Origin of the sequence: Aureimonas glaciei (genome assembly GCF_014643375.1) — a bacterium.
In the GTDB taxonomy this organism is placed as follows: domain Bacteria; phylum Pseudomonadota; class Alphaproteobacteria; order Rhizobiales; family Rhizobiaceae; genus Plantimonas; species Plantimonas glaciei.
The window spans coordinates 389,289-407,831 of sequence record NZ_BMJJ01000002.1 but is presented as its reverse complement, the minus strand read 5'-3'; the positions used below and the strand labels follow the sequence as shown (position 1 = coordinate 407,831).

Below are 18,543 nucleotides of genomic sequence, written 5' to 3'. Positions count from 1 at the left end.
GCCCCAAACCGGCGCTAGCAGCGTGCCAAAACGGTCTCTTGTTGCAAGGGCTTGCCCTGCGCTCGTTCCGCCCGCTCCGCGAACTAGCCGATCAATTCGGGGTAGAGTAGCGTAGCCGGAGTTCGGCGTGTCGCAATCAATGAGGCAGAAGCTCACGAGCTCGGAGGCAGGCGTTGGAGGTTGACAGAGCATTCCGGCCGCAGCCATCGGAGCGCTGGGCTATGTATCGCCTGATCTGTCCTGCGGTCGACGCGGCATGCGCCGCAAACGGCCTCGAAGCCTATTTCGAGTATTCCCGGCCGAACGGACCAAACCGGCGCCTTTCCGCCGACATCGCCCTGTTGCGTGACGGGCAGCCCATCTGGCTGATAGAGGCAAAGAAATACGGACGCCGGATCGAGCCGGGGATGGTTGATTCCTACCTGATCCCGGGGGTCATGGGTGTCGTCTCGAACGGAAACCATTGGATCTTCAAGATCGGCGGTCGCTACCTCGATTTTGGTCCGCTCCTGCGGGCAGATGGTACCCTCGACCGAGAGCCTTACGATGCAATCGTGTCGCTCCTGTCAGCGACAGACGAGGCGACGGCCATCGCGATGTCTGATGCATGGTCGGATACATGGACCAAACCGGCGAAGATGTCCGGGCCTGTTCCGTGGGTCGAAAGCGGTGGAAAGGGCGAGCGTCGCTATCACCAGAAGACAAGCTTCTCATCGCTCGTCGAGGCTGCGGCGTCTGCACGTTCCTATGTGAAGGACGGGACGATGGCCGCAGCTTTTTTGGACGAGATCATTTCCGAGAACCAAGAAATTTCGGCTGGGCACGTCGAGTTGAATCAGGCCCGGATGATCTGGTGGCTGACGCCTAAGGTCCGCCGGATCCGACTCAACCTCACGGGTCAGCACATGGAGATGCTGGTCCATAATACGGTTCTTGAGGCTTTCGGACGAGGGAAAGTCTCGGCGAGCATCAAGTTGCATGACAAGAACACAGCGATGTCGATTGTCAAAGCGAGTATCCCGGAGGAGGTCGAAGGCCTCTCAGCGCTCTTCGGGCCGTCATCGAGCGCCTAGAGTTGCCGACGCTGGCTCTGGCAGCCTTCGGCCCACGTCTATCAGATATCGAATTTCGCTTTTGAGACTCTCTGCTCTGAAGCAGACTGTTCGCATCCACCCAGCCAAGCCACTAGCCAGCGCTCGCAGCAAAGTCCTTTTGGTGGCCGGTGCCACGTATCGCCACATCGATCGCGCGTTACGCGGTAGTCGGTGCGGAACATTCAAGGATTGGGCCAAGGCGTGCTTTGACAGATCGCCCGTTGTGGCCTTTGGTTCGGGGAAAGGACTGCCTGCCAGTCCGGATTCTCAAAGCGAGGCAGGATGACGAGCGACATCACGGGGACCGATGGTCCCGACGACACCGATCTGGCGACGGGGTCGACAGCCCCCCGGACGGAACACCGCAATCTCGAACGGGCGCTGGGCGCGCATGTCCGCCGGCTGCGGCGGCAGAAGGACCTGTCGATCGCCGATCTCTCCGCGGCAGCGGGCATTTCCAGCGGCATGCTGTCGAAGATCGAGAACGGCCAGATCTCTCCCTCGCTGACGACGCTGCAGGCGATCGCCTCGGCGCTGGGCGTGCAAATGTCGACGCTGTTCGCCGAGTTCGAGGAGCAGCGCGACTGCTCCTTCGTCAAGGCCGATCAGGGCGTCATCATCGACCGGCGCGGCACCAAGGCCGGGCACGTCTACCGCCTGCTGGGGCACGGGTTGCGCAACGACGTGGTGGTCGAGCCCTATCTGATCGAGCTGCACGAGGACGCCCTCCCCTACACCAACTTCCAGCATGCCGGCACGGAATTCATCTTCATGCTGACCGGCAGCGTCGCCTATCGCCACGGCGAGCGGACCTACGAGCTGTCCCCCGGCGACGCCATGCTCTTCGACTCCGCCGCGCTGCACGGACCGGAGCGGCTGAACCAGCTGCCCTGCACCTATCTCTCGATCATCGTCTACAGCCGCGAGCAGCCCTAACACGTCCCGGCCCCAAGAAATCGCCGGCTTCGCATTGACGCGCCAGCATCCCCGACATATTCCTGTGAATTAGAAATATTCACTCATAGGAAACACGCCATGTGCGGGATCGTCGGGCTCTTTCTCAAGGGGCCGAAACTGCAGGACGAGCTCGGCTCGCTCCTCTCGGGCATGCTGGAGGTCATGTCGGACCGCGGCCCGGACAGCGCCGGCTTTGCCATCTACGGCGCCGGCGCCGCCGGTCAGGTCAAGCTGACCCTGCGCGGCACCGATGCCGAGGCGCTGCGAAGCGCCGTGGACCGGCTCGGCACCGCCTTGGGATCGACTACCCAGCCGGTCTTCCACGACACCCATGTCGTCGTCAGCGTGCCCGAGGCCAAGGAGGCCGAGGCGCGGGCGCTGATCGCGGCCGAGGCCGGGGTCAGTCTCGTCGGGACCGGCGGCGCGATGGAGCTCTACAAGGAAGTCGGCCTGCCCGGCGACGTCGCCAGCCGCTTCGGCCTGCCCGCTATGTCCGGCACGCACGGCATCGGCCATACCCGAATGGCGACGGAGTCGGCGGTGACGACGAGGGGCGCCCACCCCTTCTCCACCGGCACCGACCAGTGCCTGGTCCACAACGGCTCCCTGTCCAACCACGCCTCGTTGCGCCGGATGCTGTCGCGCGAAGGCATCGAGTTCGCCACCGACAATGATTCCGAGGTCGCCGCGGGCTACCTCACCTGGAAGATGCGCGAGGGCGCGTCGCTGAGCGAAGCGCTGGAACAGGGCCTCGGCGATCTCGACGGCTTCTACACTTTCGTCGTCGGCACCGAAAAAGGCTTTGCCGTGATGCGCGATCCGATCTCGTGCAAGCCGGCCGTCATGGCCGAGACCGACGATTACGTCGCCTTCGGCTCGGAATACCGGGCGCTGGCTGGCTTGCCCGGCATCGAGACGGCGCGCGTCTTCGAGCCGGAACCGGCGACGGTCTATGTCTGGGAGCGCCCGTGATGCCGAGCTTCGATCTCGCCACGGTGCCGCTGCGCGAGCTGAACCAGGCGCTGCATGCGCTGCCCGAGACGACCAACGAAACGCACTGGGTGATCGACAATCCCGGCGGCAAGCATGCCATCGCCTGCGGCCTCGACGTGCCGATCACCGTCGAGGTCAACGGCCATGTCGGCTACTACTGCGGCGGCATGAACGACAAGGCGACCATCCTCGTTTCCGGCAATGCCGGCGTCGGCGTCGGCGAGAACATGATGTCGGGCGAGATTCGCATTGCCGGCGACGCCAGCCAGGCCGCAGGCGCCACCGCGCATGGCGGCCTTCTCGTCATCGACGGCAATGCCTCGGCGCGCTGCGGCATCTCGATGAAGGGCGTCGACATCCTGGTGAAGGGCTCGATCGGCCCGATGAGCGCCTTCATGGCGCAGGCCGGCAATCTCGTCGTCCTTGGCGACGCCGGCGAGGCGCTGGGCGATTCGATCTACGAGGCGCGCCTGTTCGTGCGCGGGTCCGTCGCCAGTCTCGGCGCCGACTGCATCGAAAAGCCGCTCGGGCCGGACGAGATCGAGGCGCTGGAGGGCGTCTTGGCGAAAGCCGGCGTCGGCGGCGTCGCGGCCAGCGAGTTCCGCTTCTACGGCTCGGCCCGCAATCTCTACCATTTCCATGTCGACAATGCCGACGCCTACTGAACGGGTCCCGTCATGAACGCTCCGATGAAGCCCGTCCACCGCACCCTGCCGCGCTATTCCGCGACCTTCGACCCGCACACGATCTCCGAGATCCAGCGCGCCGCGGCGACCGGCATCTACGACATCCGCGGCGGCGGCGCCAAGCGCAAGGTGCCGCATTTCGACGACCTCCTGTTCCTCGGCGCGTCGATCTCGCGCTATCCGCTGGAAGGCTATCGCGAGAAGTGCGGGACCGACGTCGTCCTCGGCTCGCGCTTTGCCAAGAAGCCGATCCGGCTGAAAATCCCCGTCACCATCGCCGGCATGAGTTTCGGCTCGCTGTCGGGACAGGCCAAGGAAGCGCTCGGCCGCGGCGCGAGTCTGGCCGGCACGTCGACGACGACCGGCGACGGCGGCATGACGGAGGAGGAGCGCGGGCATTCTCAGGTCCTCGTCTACCAGTATCTGCCGTCGCGCTACGGCATGAACCCGCGCGACCTCCGCCGCGCCGACGCAATCGAGATCGTCATCGGCCAGGGCGCCAAGCCCGGCGGCGGCGGCATGCTGCTCGGCCAGAAAATTTCGCCGCGCGTCGCCAAGATGCGCACCCTGCCCGAGGGGATCGACCAGCGCTCGGCCTGCCGCCATCCGGACTGGACGGGCCCGGACGATCTCGAGATCAAGATCGAGGAACTCAGGGAGATCACCGACTGGGAGAAGCCGATCTACGTCAAGATCGGCGCGTCGCGGCCCTATTACGACACTGCGCTGGCGGTGAAGTCGGGCGCCGACGTCGTCGTCCTCGACGGCATGCAGGGCGGCACGGCGGCGACGCAGGAAGTGTTCATCGAGAATGTCGGCCTGCCCATCCTCGCCGCTATCGCCCCGGCCGTGCAGGCGCTGCAGGACCTCGGCATGCACCGCAAGGTGCAACTCATCGTCTCCGGCGGCATCCGCTCCGGCGCGGATGTGGCAAAGGCGCTGGCGCTCGGGGCCGACGCGGTGTCGATCGGCTCGGCGGCGCTGATCGCGCTGGGGGACAACGATCCGGCGCTGGAGGAGGAATACCGGAAGCTCGGCACCACGGCCGGCGCCTATGACGACTGGCACGAGGGCCTCGACCCCGCCGGCATCACCACGCAGAACCCGGAGCTGGCCGCCCGCCTCGACCCGGTGCTCGCCGGAAGGCGCCTCGCCAACTACCTCGCCGTGCTGACGCTCGAGGCGCAGACCATCGCCCGGGCCTGCGGCAAGAGCCACGTCCACAATCTGGAGCCTGAGGATCTCGTCGCCCTGACCATGGAGGCGGCGGCCATGGCCCGCGTGCCGCTCGCCGGGACGAACTGGATCCCCGGCCAGACAGGACTTTGATCGAGGGGGCGGAAACGCCCCTTCTTCGTATCCCGCGATGCCCATCCGATCACACCGAGTTTTTCGACCGAGGGGATTTCATGTCTGCCAGCCTGGAAGCGATCGCTGAGAAACGCGGGATCAAATATTTCCTGATCTCCTATACCGACCTCTTTGGCGTGCAGCGCGCCAAGCTTGTACCCGCCCAGGCGATCGACAAGATGGCCGAGGACGGCGCCGGCTTTGCCGGTTTCGCCACCTGGCTCGACATGTCGCCGGCCGATCCCGACGTCTTCGCCAAGCCGGACCCGGACAGCCTCATCCAGCTGCCGTGGAAGCCGGAGGTCGGCTGGCTCGCCGCCGATCCCTGGATGAATGGCCAGCCGGTCGCGCACGCGCCGCGCAACACGCTGAAGCGGCTCGTCGCCGAGGCGGCGGCCAAGGGCTATGTCGTGAAGACCGGCGTCGAATGCGAATTCTTCCTGACCACGCCCGACGGGCGCGCCGTCTGCGACCAGGCCGACCGGCAGATGAAGCCGTGCTACGACCAGTCGGCGCTGATGCGGCAATACGACATCATCACCGAGATTGCCGACGCCATGCTCGTTCTCGGCTGGAAGCCGTATCAGAGCGACCACGAGGACGCGAACGGCCAGTTCGAGATGAACTGGGCCTTCGACGACGCGCTCCTCACCGCCGACCGCCATGCTTTCTTTAAATACATGGCCCGCTCGATCGCCGAAAAGCACGGCCTGCGCGCGACCTTCATGCCCAAACCCTTCATCGACCTGACGGGGTCGGGCTGCCATGCGCATGTCTCGTTGTGGAAAGGCGAGACGAACGTCTTCGAGGATCCGGCGGGCGAGCTCGGCATCTCGGCCCTCGGCTACCAGTTCCTCGGCGGGATCATGCACTCGGCCGAGGCACTCACGGCGATCTTCAACCCGACGGTGAATTCCTACAAGCGCATCAACGCGCCGCGCACGACCTCGGGCGCGACCTGGGCGCCGAACGCCATCACCTATACCGGCAACAACCGCACGCACCTGATCCGCATTCCTGAGGGCAACCGCTTCGAAATCCGGCTCGCCGACGGCGCGGCCAATCCCTACCTGCTGCAGGCGGGCATCATCGCCGCCGGGCTGGACGGCCTGGACAATGAACGCGATCCCGGCCAGCGGCTCGACATCAACATGTACACCGAGGGTCACACGGTCGAGGGCACCAAGAGGCTGCCGCTGAACCTTCTCGACGCGCTGCGCGCGCTGGGCGCGTCAGACGTCATGAAGGAGCGGCTCGGGGCCGTGGTGCCGAGCTATCTCAAGCTGAAGGGCGAAGAGTGGAACGCCTATTCCCGGCACCTCACCGACTGGGAGCGGGAAAACACGCTGGACTGCTGAACCGCTTAGACCGGCGCGGGCAACCACCCGCGTCCGCCACGCCCGGAATGCTGGTTGTGGCGGCGCTCGGCCAGTCTCAGGAGCCACTGCCCATCCGCGCGGGCTGATCCAGATCGACATCGACGCGCTCGATCCCGTCGAAGAACCAGCCCGGCTCGACCTCGAACTCGACCGCGATGCGATAGAGCCGGCTGGCGCTGATGCGGTTGGCGCCGGTCTCGTACTTCTGGACCTGCTGGTAACTGACGCCAATCTTCTGCCCGAGCTCTTCCTGGGTCAGGTTTTTCAAGAGGCGGACCTGGCGGACCCTTCGGCCCACGTGAACATCGACGACATCTGGCTCTAAACGCAATTCTCGTACTCCAGGAAAAAGAAGGCCCCCCCGGCACGAGCTAGAACACCTATTGTGGAATCTCAAAGGCTAATTGCAATTATCCTTTAGCTCAGTATCGCATACCAGTGAACGAAGCAGGTCCTGTTCGATCATCCGGGCCCGTTCGGCGGCCACGGGGAGCCCCAGCCGAGCTGCCTCGCGGGCGATATAGGTCGAGAAGTGCAGAAGCGCCGCCAGGTCCTGAGCCCGCCGGTCGCCCGTACCGTCCGGCGTCGAGGACGGCCTGTCGAACGTCTTGTCGAGGGTCTCGCTCATCCCGGCACCTGCCGTCCGAGCCCACTGCCGCCCGGCTGTATCGGTTGCTCGTAAATCCGGCCCGTCCGGAAAGCCCTCTGCGGGCCGAGGCGGACGATCTGGCTGGCGGAAATGCCGGCGCTGCGGCGCACGCCCTCCAGCGCTTCCTGGCTGACCTCGAACATCGCCGCGAGGCAGGACGTGCCCTCGATATCCTGCGGCAGCCCCAGGGGCTCGACCCGCCAGCCGTAATCCATCCATCGGGGAAGCCAGTAGGTTTCCTGAATTCCACCGATCCGCGTGACGCCTTCCTCCAGACAATATTCCATCACCGCGCAGCACATCGCCGCGGCGACGCCCTTGTGCCCTCTTTCGCGCACGCCCGGCACCACGAACATCCGCGTCCATTCCGCTTCCTCCGGCAGGGAGGGCAGGCCCCGCACCGCGGCGAGGAACGGAAACACCTCAGCCAGCAGCGTCGCCTGCGAAAACGACCGCAACCGGCTCGAGGCGACGAAGTCGCCCCCGCGAAGGGCGACGAGATAAGTCGCCTCGTCGGTGTCGAACTGGTCCATCTCCCGACCGTCCGGTCGAGCCTCCATCCAGCGCTTTTCCTCGACATAGATCCGGTGGCGCCAGCGGAAGACCTCCTCCATCTCGGCGCCATAGCGCGCGCGATTGGCGGCGGTGACGACGTGAACCTGCAACATGGGTCACTCCTTCGGTTTTCGAAGAAGTTACCGTGATGTGACAGGGCGCCCCTACCCGCTCAAATGAGCGGGTTGACGTTTGTCAGGGCCGGATCTCGCCGCGGCGGATGCTTTCGGCGACCGCCTGAGCCATCGTCGTCACGTCGAGTTTATGTCGAATGGTGGCGAAATAGCCGCGGACGGTCTGGTGGCCGATGCCGAGAATGACCGAGATGTCCCAGCTCGATTTGCCGCGGGCTGCCCAGGTCAGACAGTCGCGCTCGCGCGGCGACAGCACCGGCGGAAGGTCGCGCCGGGGTGTCAGCAGACGGCGCACCGATTCGGCGGCGAACACGCCCATGATCTGCAGCGCGCCGAGGTCCCGCGGCGACAAAGCGAGCGCCTGATCCGATGCGAAGGCGACCGCCGTCTGCCAGTGCCGCGGGGAATACATCGGGACCACGTAGCCATCGCGAAAACCGAAGGACTTGGCCTCGGCCATGACGCGCTTGGCCGCGTCGTTCTCCCGGTATTCCGCGGGAACCTCGTCCCAGCGATAGGGTCTCGTGGTGCGCAGCGACCACTGCGCCACGCCGTCGACGGCAAAGTAGTTCGACTGGGTGTAGCGGCTGTACCATTCCTGCGGCCAGGCATTCAGCATCACCAGCGGCGCCAGTTCCTCCATCGGCAGGGGGAGGCCGGTGATCATGAAATGCTGAAAGCCGAGGGCCGAGCTCTGCGCCAGAAGTTCCTCCAGGATGACCTTCGGGTCATCCTGGGTGCGGATCCTGTCGAGGAAGTCGAAGGTGGCGTTCTCAATGCCCATGGACGCGTTTTCCAGCAGAGACGAGCCGGCGACCCGCCGGCTGTTCCAGAAGAAGGCCACCCGCCCTGTTGTTTCGTCGCATCGGCGCGGTCCGGCCTATTTGACCTGACCGTCGGCGAGATCGGTCACGTGAGTCTGGGGCCGATCGGTTCCCTGGGCCACCTCCTCGTGCCAGCGGCCGGACGCGTCCTGATAGCTGATGCCATCCGTCTCGCCGGACAGGGACTGCCGCGCGGCGGCATCCTTGGCGGCAGCCAGGGCATGGTCATGACTGGGAAAGGTCTCGGAGAAGACATCCGCCACCTTATAGGCCCAGCCACCATCATGCTGGACGATCTCGTAGTTCAGGTCGCTCATCGTTCATCCTCCATGTTTGCCGTATCGGCAGGCCCATCCGCTCCTCGGCATGCGGGCAGCAGGCGCTGACCGTGACCGACTCGGCCAGGGCCGCCGGGCCGTAATGCTCGGCATAGTCTCGCGTTCCGCTCGCCGGGACAAGGCGGCGGGCCGCGCCGCATCACGCCGCGGCGCCGGCGGCGAACAGTTCCCAGACCGGGCCGGCGTTGCGCAGGTCCGGCAGGACGAGGTCGGCGCCGGTGAAATCCTCGTCGACGGTATACTGGGCCGGCGTGACGACACAGCGCAGGCCGGCGGCCTTGGCGGCACGCAATCCGTTGCTGGAATCCTCGAAGGAGAGGCAGGCGGCGGCAGGCAGGCCGAGCCGTTCGAGCGCCAGTTGGTAGATGTCGGGGGCCGGCTTCTTGGCCGCGACCATGTCGCCACAGGCTATCACCTCGAAGGCCTCGCTCCCGCCGAAAGCCGCCGCCAAAAGGGCGTCGACGTTTTCCTGGCTCGTCGTCGTGGCGATCGCCAGCCGGATGCCGCGCTCGCGCGCCTCGGCGACGAAATCGAGAATGCCCGGTCGCAGCACGAACTGGCCCTCGGCGACGGCCTGTCCGTAGTGGCGGGTCTTGGTCTGGTGGAGACGCGGGATCAGATCGTCGAGCGGCGTCTCGGAGAGGATCTCCTCCTCGTCGACGAAGGTGCGCATCCTTTCCTTGCCGCCGGAGACCCGCAGCAGTTCCTTGTAGCGGTCGCTTTCCCAGTGCCAGGGCAGGCTGGCCTCGGCAAAGGCGGCGTTGAACGCCGCCCGGTGCACTTCCTCGGTTTCGGCGAGCGTGCCGTCGACGTCGAAGATGAAGGCGCTCATCCCCGGCCTTCCGTCGCCGCCAGCGCCAGCAGCGCATCGGAAAGGTCGTTCAGGCGGTCGATCACGGCGACCGCGCCGAGCGCATCGGCGCCGCGGCCGGTATAGCCGCCGCGCACCGCGACCACCGGCATGCCCGCCGCCCTCGCCGCGTCGACGTCGTTCTCGCTGTCGCCGACGAAGACGACCTCGGCCGGGCCGAGCCCGAGCTTCTCGCAGGCGAGCAGCAGGAGGCCGGGCGCCGGCTTCTTGTCCGGTCCGGCGTCGCCGCCGACGACGACGGTCATCAGTTCGAGCAGGCCGAAATGGGCGAGGATCTCGCGCGTCTCGGCATCCGGCTTGTTGGTGACGACGCCGATCGGCACGCCGGCCTCGCCGAGGCTGCGGGTGGTGTCGCTGGCGCCGGCATTCAGCGTCGTCAGCTCCGTCGCGCGCGGCTTGTAGATGGCCAGAAAGCGCTCGACGACGCGGTCGCGGGTCGCCGGATCGAGGTCCTTGCCGAGCGCGACATAGGCCCGCTCGATCAGCTTCGGCACGCCGCCGCCGATCATGCCGATGACCGCCTCGATGAGGAAGGGCGGCTCGCCGAGGCTCTCCAGCGTCTGGTTCAGCGAGGCGTGGATGTCGGGCGCCGAATCGACCAGCGTGCCATCGAGGTCGAAGAGAACGGCTTTCGGCCAGGCGGAAGATGTCATGATCAATCCTTGTCTGCGATCGTCTTTGTCTGCGATCGTCATTCGATCGGGGGAGTACCCGCCGGCCGGAACCGAAACTCGGTCGGCACCCGCAAAGCGCTCTGTGAATTCGGCCCACCTTTCGGCAGGATCACGCGTCGGCATATGGCCGTCAACGTCGCCGTCGCGTAAAGCGGAGAGGTTGCCACGCCGATCTCGAACCTGCCGGACATCTCTTATGAAATTCAAGCTCGGCTGCACCCTTTCCTACGAAGCCTACGACCGTGCGCTGTTCTTCTTCAACGTGCAGGCGGTCGGCAACGAAAGCCAGATGGTGATCGAGGAACGGCTGGAGATTGATCCGCCGCAGACGATCGAGACCTATGTCATGCCCGAGACCGGCAATCGCTGCCTGCGCTTCGAAACCGGGCCGGGTCCGGTCACGCTTCGCTACGAGGCGATCGTCGACCACCATCCGCTGCGCCTCGACGCCACCGGCATCGCCGAGACCGATGCGGCGGTGCTGCCGCCGCGCGTGCTGCCCTATCTCATCCCCAGCCGCTACTGCGAGGCGGACCGGCTGGCGCACCTCGCCACCATCGAGTTCGGCGCCATGGGCCGCGGGCACGACCGGGTCACCGGCATCTGCAACTGGATCTACGGTCAGCTCGGCTACATCTCCGGATCGAGCGACCTGCACACGTCGACGCTCGATACGCTGGTCGACCGCGCCGGCGTCTGCCGCGATTTCGCCCATCTCGGCATCGCGCTCTGCCGGGCGCTCGGCATTCCGGCCCGCTATGTCAGCGTCTATGCCTGGCGCCTGCGGCCGCCGGATTTCCACGCCGTGTTCGAGGCCTATCTCGGCGGCCGCTGGTATCTCTTCGATCCGACCCGCCAGGCGGCGATCGAGGGCCTGGTGCGGATCGGCGTCGGCCGCGATGCCGCCGAGGTCGCCTTCGCCAATTTCATCGGCCCGGTCGAGCCCGGCGAGATGAAGGTCTTCATCGAGCCGGTCGAGCCGCCAGACTGGTACGTGCCGACGATCGACGCGGTGAGCGTCTCCGCGCACTGACATCGCCGCGAGAGGGCGGTCCCGTCGGGCGACGCTCTCCCCTTCCCCGCGTTGAAACTCCTGTCCGGCGTCAGTCCTGCGGCGGGCTGAGAACGGCGAGGGTGATCCAGTGCGCCGTCAGCGCCGGCTTGACCGCGCCCTCGATCTCGATCGCCGCGTCCCAGGCCGATTGCAGGGACACCGCCCGCTCGGTCAGATCCACCAGCTTGAACCGGCCGCGCACGCGGGCGCCCGATTTCACCGGGTTGAGGAAGCGTACCTTGTCGAAACCGTAGTTGATGCCCATCCGCGTGTGCTCGACCCCGGGCAGCGCATCGAAGGCGAGGCGCGACAGCAGCGACAAGGTGAGAAAGCCGTGCGCGATCGTCCCGCCGAAGGGCGCCTCGGCCTTGGCGCGGACCGGATCGACATGGATGAACTGGTGATCGATCGTCGCCTCGGCGAAGAGGTCGATCATCGCCTGGTCGACCGTCAGCCAGTCCGACAGCCGCTCTTCGCCGCCGAGAAGCGTGCGATAGTCGGCGAGCGGTATGAGCTTGCTCTGCAGCGCCGCCTCTTCGGCGCGCCTCGTGGCATCGGACAATCTTATCCCTCCTCGAACAGTTCATGGCCGGTCTCGACCCCGATACCGCCGTCGACCGGCAGAATCGCTCCCGTCGTATACGCCCCGGCCCGGCTGCAAAGAAACAGCGTCGCGCCGGCGATGTCGTCGGCCCGGCCGATCCGCCCGAGCGGCACGCCGCGCCCGACGGCCGCCGCCTTCGCCTCGGTGCCGGTGGCAAACGCCGTCATCTTCGAGGCGAAAGGCCCGGGCGCCAGCGCGTTCACCGTGACATGGCGGCCGGCCAGTTCCTTGGCGAGGATCTTCGTCAGATGGTGCACGGCGGCCTTGGAGGCGGCGTAGGAATAGGCGCCCCCGCCGAGCGGCGCGGCGCCCATCACCGAGCCGAGATTGACCACGCGGGCCGGGTCGTCGATCGAGGCGTGCCGCTCCATCAGCGGCAGGAGCTGCTGCGTCAGCGTGAACAGGCCGGCGACGTTGACGTCCATGACGCGGGCGAAGGCCTGGTGCGGAAACGTGCCCAGCGGCGCGCCCCAGGAGACGCCGGCATTGTTGACGAGGATGTCGAGCCGGTCGGTCCGCTCGCCGAGGGCCGCGGCCAGCGCCATTACCCCAGCCTCGGTGGCGACGTCGCCGCCAAAGCCCTCGACGCGCCCCTTGTGCCCCTCGGCATTGATCGCCTCCGCCGCGGCGAGGCAAGCTTCGGCCTTGCGCGAGGCGATCAGCACGCGCGCCCCGCCGGCGGCAAGCCCGGTCGCGATCATCCGGCCGATGCCGGTGCCGCCGCCGGTGACGAGCGCCGTCTTGCCCTCGACCGAGAACAGCCTGTCCAGAATTCCCATTGTATCCTCCCGCTGGCCGCTCCGGCCGGTCGCGGCGGATTTGACATCATCGCGTCCGGGCGGTCCACTCTTGGCCAGCGAGCGACGCGGCAGGGGAGCATCCGCCATGGACCAGAAGGGCGCGTCCGCCGAAGGGTCAGGCTCTGGGGAGCGCCTGCCTCCGGTACGGCGGGCTGCGTTCACCGCCGGGCGGCTGGAGCAGGTCACGCCGGAAGGGCAGATGTCGCGCGACAGGCTGCTGCAGGCCGCCGCCGCCGCCTTCATGGATAAGGGTTTTGCCGCGACCTCGATCGAGGATGTCGCCCGCCGCCTCGGCGCCACCAAGGGGCTCGTCTACCATCACTACCGCTCGAAGAACGACCTGTTCTTCGACGTCTGCCGACGCGGCATCGAGATCGACATGGCGGCCGTAGAGCCGCATGCCGCGGCGCGCGACCGCGCGGTGACGCGGCTCGCCCGAATGGCCATGGCGCATGTCGAGGCGATGCTGACGCGGCGGGATTTCCAGCTCGCGATCCTCGAGGGCGTCGCCATTCATTTGGGCAAACGCATCGACGAGGAGGACCGCGCGACCCTGGCAGCCCTCGTCCGGGCGCGTGAGCGCTACGAGGCGCTTTTTGGGGAGACGCTGGCCGCCGCGATTGCGGAGGGCGACATGGATGCCCTCCTGTCGCCCGAGCTCAGCACCGCGGCGCTGCTCGCGGTGCTGAACGCGCCGCTGTCCCGTGAGGCGCTGGGCGGCCAGGAAGAGCAGGGGGACCGTTCCGCCTTTGCCCGCACCCTGACGATCTTCGCCCTGCGCGGCGCCGGCGCCAGTCCCGCGATCATCGCGGAGGAGTTCAGCTAGTTCCGAAATGCCGAGAGCCGGCGTCTCGACGGCCTCGTCGATAACCGGGACGTTCCGGTGGCCCGGCTTGGCCGCCTCCTCGCGCCCTCGCCGGGCAAAGACTCAGAGCCGGCTACAGAAAAGCGAACATATCTCCGATTCGCCAGTTCATATCTCTGTCGCATCGAGGAGCAGCAGCATTATGAGACGGACGGCGGGCCACTGGCCGATCGTGGCGATCCCCGCCCGCAACGAGGAAAAGCGTCTGCCGCTCCTGCTGGCGGCCCTCGCCAATCAGACCTGGCACGCCCATTCGGGCCTTCCGCTCGAGGTGGTCATCGTCCTCAACAATTGCGACGACGGCTCTCGCACCGCGGTCATCGAGGCGACGCGGCTGGAGCCGCGCCTGTCGGTCGAGCTGATCGACATCCACTTTGCCGGCGGTGACGCCCATGTCGGCACGGCACGCCGCCTGGCGATGGATATGGCCGCCCAATCCCGCGCCGGAGCGGACGGGACCGCGATCCTGACCACCGACGCCGACGCCGTGCCGAGGTCAGACTGGGTCGAAGCCAATCTGCGCCATCTCCAGGAGGTTGACCTCGTCGGCGGCCACATTCGCGGCGATCCCGCCGAGGAAGCGCAGCTTGGGCCGGGCTTCCGCCGGCGAGCCGTCCAGCATCTGCGCTATGCCGACCTGATCAACCAGCTGGCCGCCGTGGTGGATCCCATCGCCCACGATCCTTGGCCACGTCATAGCGACCATACCGGTGCGAGCCTTGCCGTTCGTGCCGACGTTTACGCCGCGGTCGGCGGCCTGCCCGCGCTGCCGCGGCGCGAGGATCTCGCCTTCGTCACGCGCGTCGCCGCTGCGGGCTACCGGATCCGGCATCCGCTGGATGTCGAGACCGAGGTGTCGGCCCGCCTCGTCGGCCGGGCATCCGGCGGCATGGCCGATTGCCTGAGAGAGTGGATGCGTGAAGAGGCGACGGGGGCGCCTCTCCTCGTCGAAGATCCGCAACGCGTTCTGGCAAGGCTGCAACGTCGTCGCCGTCTGCGGCAGCTCGGCGACGCCTCCCCCACTGAGCGCGCCGCCGTGGCGCGCGATCTCGCCCTCGATCCCAGCGCCTTCTTCGATGAAGACGGCCTCGCCCTTTCCGCCGCACAGCTCGTCGAACTCCTGGCCGGCGAAGAACCCGACGCGCCGTCGACCGTCCCCATCGACCTGGCCTTCGCGGAAGCCGAACGTCTCCTGGCGCAGATCGAGGAGATCGCCCGTGCAGCATGAACGCCTGGATGCGCCGGTCTTTTCCGGGCTGACGCAACGTCTGGCCGCGCAGGCGGCAGACAGCGATCGGTCGGGCGAGTTTCCAGCCAAGAGCTTCGATATCCTTCGCGCCGGCGGCCACATCGCCGCCCCGCCGGTCGCGGTCTCGGACATCGGCACGCTGCTGCTGCTGCTGGCGGCCGTCGGTCGCGGCTGCCTGTCGACCGGCCGCATTTTCGAGGGGCACTGCAACGCCATGCTGCTCATCGACACCTGCGGCACCCCGGCGCAGCGCAAGGCGGCGCGGGCCGTGGCGGCGAAGGGCGGGGTGTTCGGCGTCTGGAACACCGACATGCCCGGCAATCCGCTGCGGCTGGAGGACGGCCAACTGATCGGCGCGAAGAATTTCAGCTCCGGCGTCGATGGCCTGAGCCACGCCATCGTCACGATCGCCACCACCACCGGACGGCAGATGCTGGTCGTGCCGCTGGAGGACCTCGAGATCGATCGTAGCTGGTGGAAACCCATGGGCATGCACGCTTCGGGTAGCCACATCGTCGACTTCACCGGCCGGACGGCGCTTTTTGAATGGGCGCTGGGCCGGCCCGACGACTACATCGCCCAGCCCTGGTTCTCCGGCGGCGCGATCCGCTTTGCCGCGGTGCAACTCGGGGGCATGCATGCGGTCTTCGACGTCGCCGTCGAGCATCTGGCGCGCATCCGCCGCGACGGCGACCCTTATCAGCGCCAGCGCATCGCGCGGATGGGGATCGCGGTCGAGACCGGTTATGCCTGGCTCGACCGCGCCGCCACCGCCTGGCGCGAGGCCGCCGAGGCGAAGACGCCGACGTCGAGCGAGCGTCTCGTCTCCACCTCCAATGCCTTTCGCACCGTGGTCGAGACCGAGGCGCTCGCCGTGCTCGAACTGGCCGAACGCAGCGTCGGCGCCGGTGGCTTCATCGCCCCTCACCCCTTGGAGAGGCTCGTCCGCGACCTCAGAACCTACCTTCGCCAGCCCAATCCCGACGGAGCCCTCGCCGCCCTTGGCGAGGCCATCTCGGCGGGGCGCTGGGCGCCTGGAATGAACGCATGACTCCTCCTTCCCTCTCCCTCCACCCGAAATCGGTGACGGCCGAGCGCATCCTCGTCGTCGCCCCTCATCCCGACGACGAGTCGCTCGGCTGTGGCGGGCTCGTGGCGTCGCTCGCCTGCCTCGGACGGCAGTTCCACTTTCTCTTCGTCACCGACGGAGGCGCGTCGCATCCCGGCTCGGCCAGTTGGACGCGATCGGCTCTCCGCGCCCAGCGCGAGATCGAGGCGTCGGACGCGCTGTCGCGGCTCGGGGTGCACGATGCGGGTCGCACCTTCCTGCGTCTGCCCGATGCCGCCATGCCGTCCTCGGGCAGCGAGGCCGAGGTCGCCGCGCGAACCCGCATCGTGGACCTCCTCGCCGACTTCGATCCCGACCTCGTCCTCCTGCCCTGGCGCCGCGATCCGCATTGCGACCACCGCGACTCCTGGCTGCTGGTCGACCGGGCGCTTCGCCAGGCCGACCGTCATCCCAGACGCCTCGAATACGCCATATGGCTGGATGAGCTCGGAGCCGACGGGGACCATCCGCGCGTCGGAGAGGCGGTGCAGGTCAGCTTCGATGTTCGGTCGGCAGTGGTGGCCAAGCGCGCCGCGACGGAGGCGCACATCTCGCAAACGACAGCCCTGATCGCCGACGATCCCACCGCCTTCCGCCTGACGACATCGACGATCGAGCGCCTGACGGGACCTTCGGAGATCTATTGGTCGCCCCTGCCGTGAAGGCGATCGACCCCGAGGGCTTCGAGGCCATGTTCCGCGGCGATGTCGACCCGTGGAATTACGGCGCCTCGCCGTTCGAGGCGTTCAAGCGGCGCGCGCTGCTGCGCGCCTGTGGCGACCGCGTCCGCGGCAGGACGCTGGAACTGGCCTGCGCCAACGGCGAGACCACGCTGGCGCTGGCGCCGCTGAGCCTCAGCCTGCTGGCGCTGGATTCGTCCCCGACGGTCATCGCCGAAGCCGCACGGCGCACGGCCCATCTCCCGCGCGTCGAGACGCTTCAGGCGGTGCTGCCCCAGGATATGCCGAGAGGCCGCTTCGATCTCGTCGTCGTTTCGGAAATTCTCTACTACCTTGCCCAACGCGATGCCGGCCTGATGATGGCGCGTCTGGCCGAGGTGACGCGCGGGCGCATCGTGATCGTGCATCATCTCATGGATTTTGCCGACGCGGCGCAGAAGCCGGCACGCGCCCAGCACGCGGCGCGGCACTTCTTCGGCAGCCGCATGGCGGAAGTCTTCCACGAACGACACGGCCGGTTCGAGGTCCTCGCCTTCGACGCGCCGAGGCGGCCGCGCCCACACTGAATCCCGTGGGCAGGAGACGGCCCCGCCTGGGCTCAGGACAGCGGGGCGGCGTCGACGACCGGACGACGGATATGGGCCAGCGCCTGCATGACCAGTGGGTGGACGTCCTCCGCAGTTCCGCTCTCCAGCCGCTCGCACAATTTGGCCCTCATGCGCGGTTCCCAGAACTTGTTGATGTGGTCGGCGACGTCCGCGGTCTGGCGCGCGCCCCGCGGGTTGGAGGCGCAGAAGGTGGCGATCTGGTTCGCCATGTGGATCAGTTTGTCATGCTGCATGGCTGGTCTCTTCGAGCGCGGCAGAGGCTGCGGCGGCGCCGACGACGCGGCCGGGATGGGTGAAGATCTCGAACTCGTCGCCGCGCACGACCGCGACGAGGGTGACGCCGGAGGCCTCGGCCTCCGCGATCGCCAGGGCCGACGGCACGGAGACGGCGGCGATCAGGCCGCAGCCCATCATCGCCGTCTTCTGGATCAGTTCGACGGACACCCGGCTGGTGATGGTGAGAAAGCCGCTCGCCGGATCGATGCCCTGCTGCGCCAGTGCTCCCGCGACCTTGTCCAGCGCGTTGTGGCGGCCGACATCCTCGCGCGTCAGCACCAGGCGCGCCTTGCCCTCGCGGTGGAAGGCGGCGGCGTGCACGGCGCGGGTCCGGCGGCCGATCACCTGCTCGCCCGCCATCGCCGCCATGGCCGCCACGATCGCGGCGGGCGCGATGGTCAATTCGTCGGCGACGACGGGAAGTTCCCTGGTCGCCAGCGCCAGGGATTCCACGCCGCAGAGGCCGCAGCCGACCGGGCCGGTCATCTGCCGCCGACGTGCCGTGTAGGACCGGCCGCGTTCCTCCGACAGCCAGATCTGGCAGTCGAGGCCGAGGTCGGTCGTCACGATCTCCAGCCGCTCGATCTCGTCCGGGCTGGCGATGATGCCTTCGTTGAGGGCGAGACCGATTCCGAGATCCTCGACATCCCCAGGCGTCGCCATCATCACCGCATGGGTCGATCCGTTGACGGAAATCGCCACGGCGGCTTCCGCCGGCACCGGACGGTCGACGGCGACGAAGCGCCCGCTCCGGAACGCGAGCGCCTGGCCGGGCGTCCTGCCTTCCGACATCCC

General features: G+C 67.4%; 23 protein-coding genes. 12 read left to right on the top strand and 11 right to left on the bottom strand.

Annotation, left to right across the window (positions count from 1 at the left end):
- The first annotated feature begins 221 nt into the window (after positions 1-221).
- The 6 genes from IEX88_RS05930 to glnT all read left to right on the top strand — a co-directional run bounded on the left by IEX88_RS05930 (position 222) and on the right by glnT (position 6,438).
- Entirely contained in the window at positions 222-1,073 is an 852-nt protein-coding gene (locus tag IEX88_RS05930; RefSeq protein ID WP_188849647.1) for a hypothetical protein, read from the top strand.
- Positions 1,074-1,376: 303 nt separating this feature from the next.
- Complete coding sequence (locus IEX88_RS05925; protein WP_188849646.1) at positions 1,377-2,030, top strand: helix-turn-helix domain-containing protein; 654 nt, start codon at positions 1,377-1,379, stop codon at positions 2,028-2,030.
- A gap of 99 nt (positions 2,031-2,129) precedes the next feature.
- Positions 2,130-3,023 carry a class II glutamine amidotransferase gene (locus IEX88_RS05920; RefSeq protein ID WP_188849645.1) on the top strand — a complete coding sequence of 298 codons (894 nt, stop codon included), beginning with the start codon at positions 2,130-2,132 and terminating at the stop codon, positions 3,021-3,023.
- Positions 3,023-3,709, top strand: coding sequence for a GltB/FmdC/FwdC-like GXGXG domain-containing protein (locus IEX88_RS05915; protein WP_188849644.1), 687 nt, complete (start codon positions 3,023-3,025; stop codon positions 3,707-3,709). Before IEX88_RS05920 ends, IEX88_RS05915 begins: the two co-directional genes overlap by 1 nt.
- A 12-nt stretch (positions 3,710-3,721) precedes the next feature.
- Positions 3,722-5,059 (top strand): FMN-binding glutamate synthase family protein, encoded by a 1,338-nt coding sequence (locus IEX88_RS05910; protein WP_188849643.1) that lies wholly within the window; start codon positions 3,722-3,724, stop codon positions 5,057-5,059.
- 80 nt (positions 5,060-5,139) lie between these two features.
- Entirely contained in the window at positions 5,140-6,438 is a 1,299-nt protein-coding gene (gene glnT, locus IEX88_RS05905) for a type III glutamate--ammonia ligase (protein ID WP_188849642.1), read from the top strand.
- A 76-nt stretch (positions 6,439-6,514) separates the two neighbouring features.
- On the opposite strand, the gene IEX88_RS26785 is transcribed toward glnT, so the two are convergent.
- From IEX88_RS26785 to gph, 7 genes are all read right to left on the bottom strand, one after another.
- Positions 6,515-6,757, bottom strand: coding sequence for a helix-turn-helix domain-containing protein (locus IEX88_RS26785; protein WP_274604576.1), 243 nt, complete (start codon positions 6,755-6,757; stop codon positions 6,515-6,517).
- 102 nt (positions 6,758-6,859) lie between these two features.
- Complete coding sequence (locus tag IEX88_RS05895; RefSeq protein ID WP_188849640.1) at positions 6,860-7,087, bottom strand: hypothetical protein; 228 nt, start codon at positions 7,085-7,087, stop codon at positions 6,860-6,862.
- Positions 7,084-7,776, bottom strand: a complete 693-nt coding sequence (locus IEX88_RS05890; protein WP_188849639.1) for an acyl-homoserine-lactone synthase — start codon at positions 7,774-7,776, stop codon at positions 7,084-7,086. The genes IEX88_RS05895 and IEX88_RS05890 overlap by 4 nt, the downstream gene beginning before the upstream one ends.
- An 82-nt stretch (positions 7,777-7,858) precedes the next feature.
- Positions 7,859-8,581 (bottom strand): LuxR family transcriptional regulator, encoded by a 723-nt coding sequence (locus IEX88_RS05885; protein WP_188849638.1) that lies wholly within the window; start codon positions 8,579-8,581, stop codon positions 7,859-7,861.
- Between the two features lie 96 nt (positions 8,582-8,677).
- Positions 8,678-8,938: a DUF2188 domain-containing protein gene (locus IEX88_RS05880; RefSeq protein WP_188849637.1), complete on the bottom strand. Its 261-nt coding sequence runs from the start codon at positions 8,936-8,938 to the stop codon at positions 8,678-8,680.
- A gap of 160 nt (positions 8,939-9,098) precedes the next feature.
- A complete protein-coding gene (locus IEX88_RS05875) occupies positions 9,099-9,791 on the bottom strand; it encodes an HAD-IA family hydrolase (RefSeq protein WP_188849636.1) in 693 nt (230 codons plus the stop codon).
- Positions 9,788-10,483, bottom strand: coding sequence for a phosphoglycolate phosphatase (gph, locus tag IEX88_RS05870; protein WP_188849635.1), 696 nt, complete (start codon positions 10,481-10,483; stop codon positions 9,788-9,790). Before gph ends, IEX88_RS05875 begins: the two co-directional genes overlap by 4 nt.
- Before the next feature lie 217 nt (positions 10,484-10,700).
- Here gph and IEX88_RS05865 point away from each other — a divergent pair, with 217 nt between their 5' ends.
- Entirely contained in the window at positions 10,701-11,537 is an 837-nt protein-coding gene (locus tag IEX88_RS05865) for a transglutaminase-like domain-containing protein (protein ID WP_188849634.1), read from the top strand.
- Between the two features lie 70 nt (positions 11,538-11,607).
- Here the strand turns inward: IEX88_RS05865 and IEX88_RS05860 are convergent, their stop codons facing one another.
- Positions 11,608-12,120, bottom strand: a complete 513-nt coding sequence (locus IEX88_RS05860; RefSeq protein WP_188849633.1) for a MaoC family dehydratase — start codon at positions 12,118-12,120, stop codon at positions 11,608-11,610.
- A 2-nt stretch (positions 12,121-12,122) separates the two neighbouring features.
- Entirely contained in the window at positions 12,123-12,941 is an 819-nt protein-coding gene (locus IEX88_RS05855) for an SDR family oxidoreductase (RefSeq protein WP_188849632.1), read from the bottom strand.
- A 106-nt stretch (positions 12,942-13,047) separates the two neighbouring features.
- Here IEX88_RS05855 and IEX88_RS05850 point away from each other — a divergent pair, with 106 nt between their 5' ends.
- From IEX88_RS05850 to IEX88_RS05830, 5 genes are all read left to right on the top strand, one after another.
- Positions 13,048-13,788, top strand: coding sequence for a TetR/AcrR family transcriptional regulator (locus IEX88_RS05850; protein ID WP_188849631.1), 741 nt, complete (start codon positions 13,048-13,050; stop codon positions 13,786-13,788).
- A 181-nt stretch (positions 13,789-13,969) separates the two neighbouring features.
- Positions 13,970-15,055 carry a glycosyltransferase family 2 protein gene (locus IEX88_RS05845; protein ID WP_188849630.1) on the top strand — a complete coding sequence of 362 codons (1,086 nt, stop codon included), beginning with the start codon at positions 13,970-13,972 and terminating at the stop codon, positions 15,053-15,055.
- Positions 15,045-16,127: an acyl-CoA dehydrogenase family protein gene (locus IEX88_RS05840; protein ID WP_188849629.1), complete on the top strand. Its 1,083-nt coding sequence runs from the start codon at positions 15,045-15,047 to the stop codon at positions 16,125-16,127. Before IEX88_RS05845 ends, IEX88_RS05840 begins: the two co-directional genes overlap by 11 nt.
- Complete coding sequence (locus IEX88_RS05835; RefSeq protein WP_188849628.1) at positions 16,124-16,846, top strand: PIG-L deacetylase family protein; 723 nt, start codon at positions 16,124-16,126, stop codon at positions 16,844-16,846. The genes IEX88_RS05840 and IEX88_RS05835 overlap by 4 nt, the downstream gene beginning before the upstream one ends.
- Complete coding sequence (locus IEX88_RS05830; RefSeq protein ID WP_188849627.1) at positions 16,828-17,430, top strand: SAM-dependent methyltransferase; 603 nt, start codon at positions 16,828-16,830, stop codon at positions 17,428-17,430. The genes IEX88_RS05835 and IEX88_RS05830 overlap by 19 nt, the downstream gene beginning before the upstream one ends.
- Positions 17,431-17,462: 32 nt before the next feature.
- Here the strand turns inward: IEX88_RS05830 and IEX88_RS05825 are convergent, their stop codons facing one another.
- Both IEX88_RS05825 and fdhD read right to left on the bottom strand, forming a co-directional pair.
- The gene (locus IEX88_RS05825) at positions 17,463-17,705 is read right to left on the bottom strand and encodes a formate dehydrogenase subunit delta (RefSeq protein ID WP_188849626.1); all 243 of its coding nucleotides are present in this window, start codon (positions 17,703-17,705) and stop codon (positions 17,463-17,465) included.
- Positions 17,695-18,540, bottom strand: coding sequence for a formate dehydrogenase accessory sulfurtransferase FdhD (gene fdhD / locus IEX88_RS05820; protein ID WP_188849625.1), 846 nt, complete (start codon positions 18,538-18,540; stop codon positions 17,695-17,697). The genes IEX88_RS05825 and fdhD overlap by 11 nt, the downstream gene beginning before the upstream one ends.
- Positions 18,541-18,543: the final 3 nt, after the last annotated feature.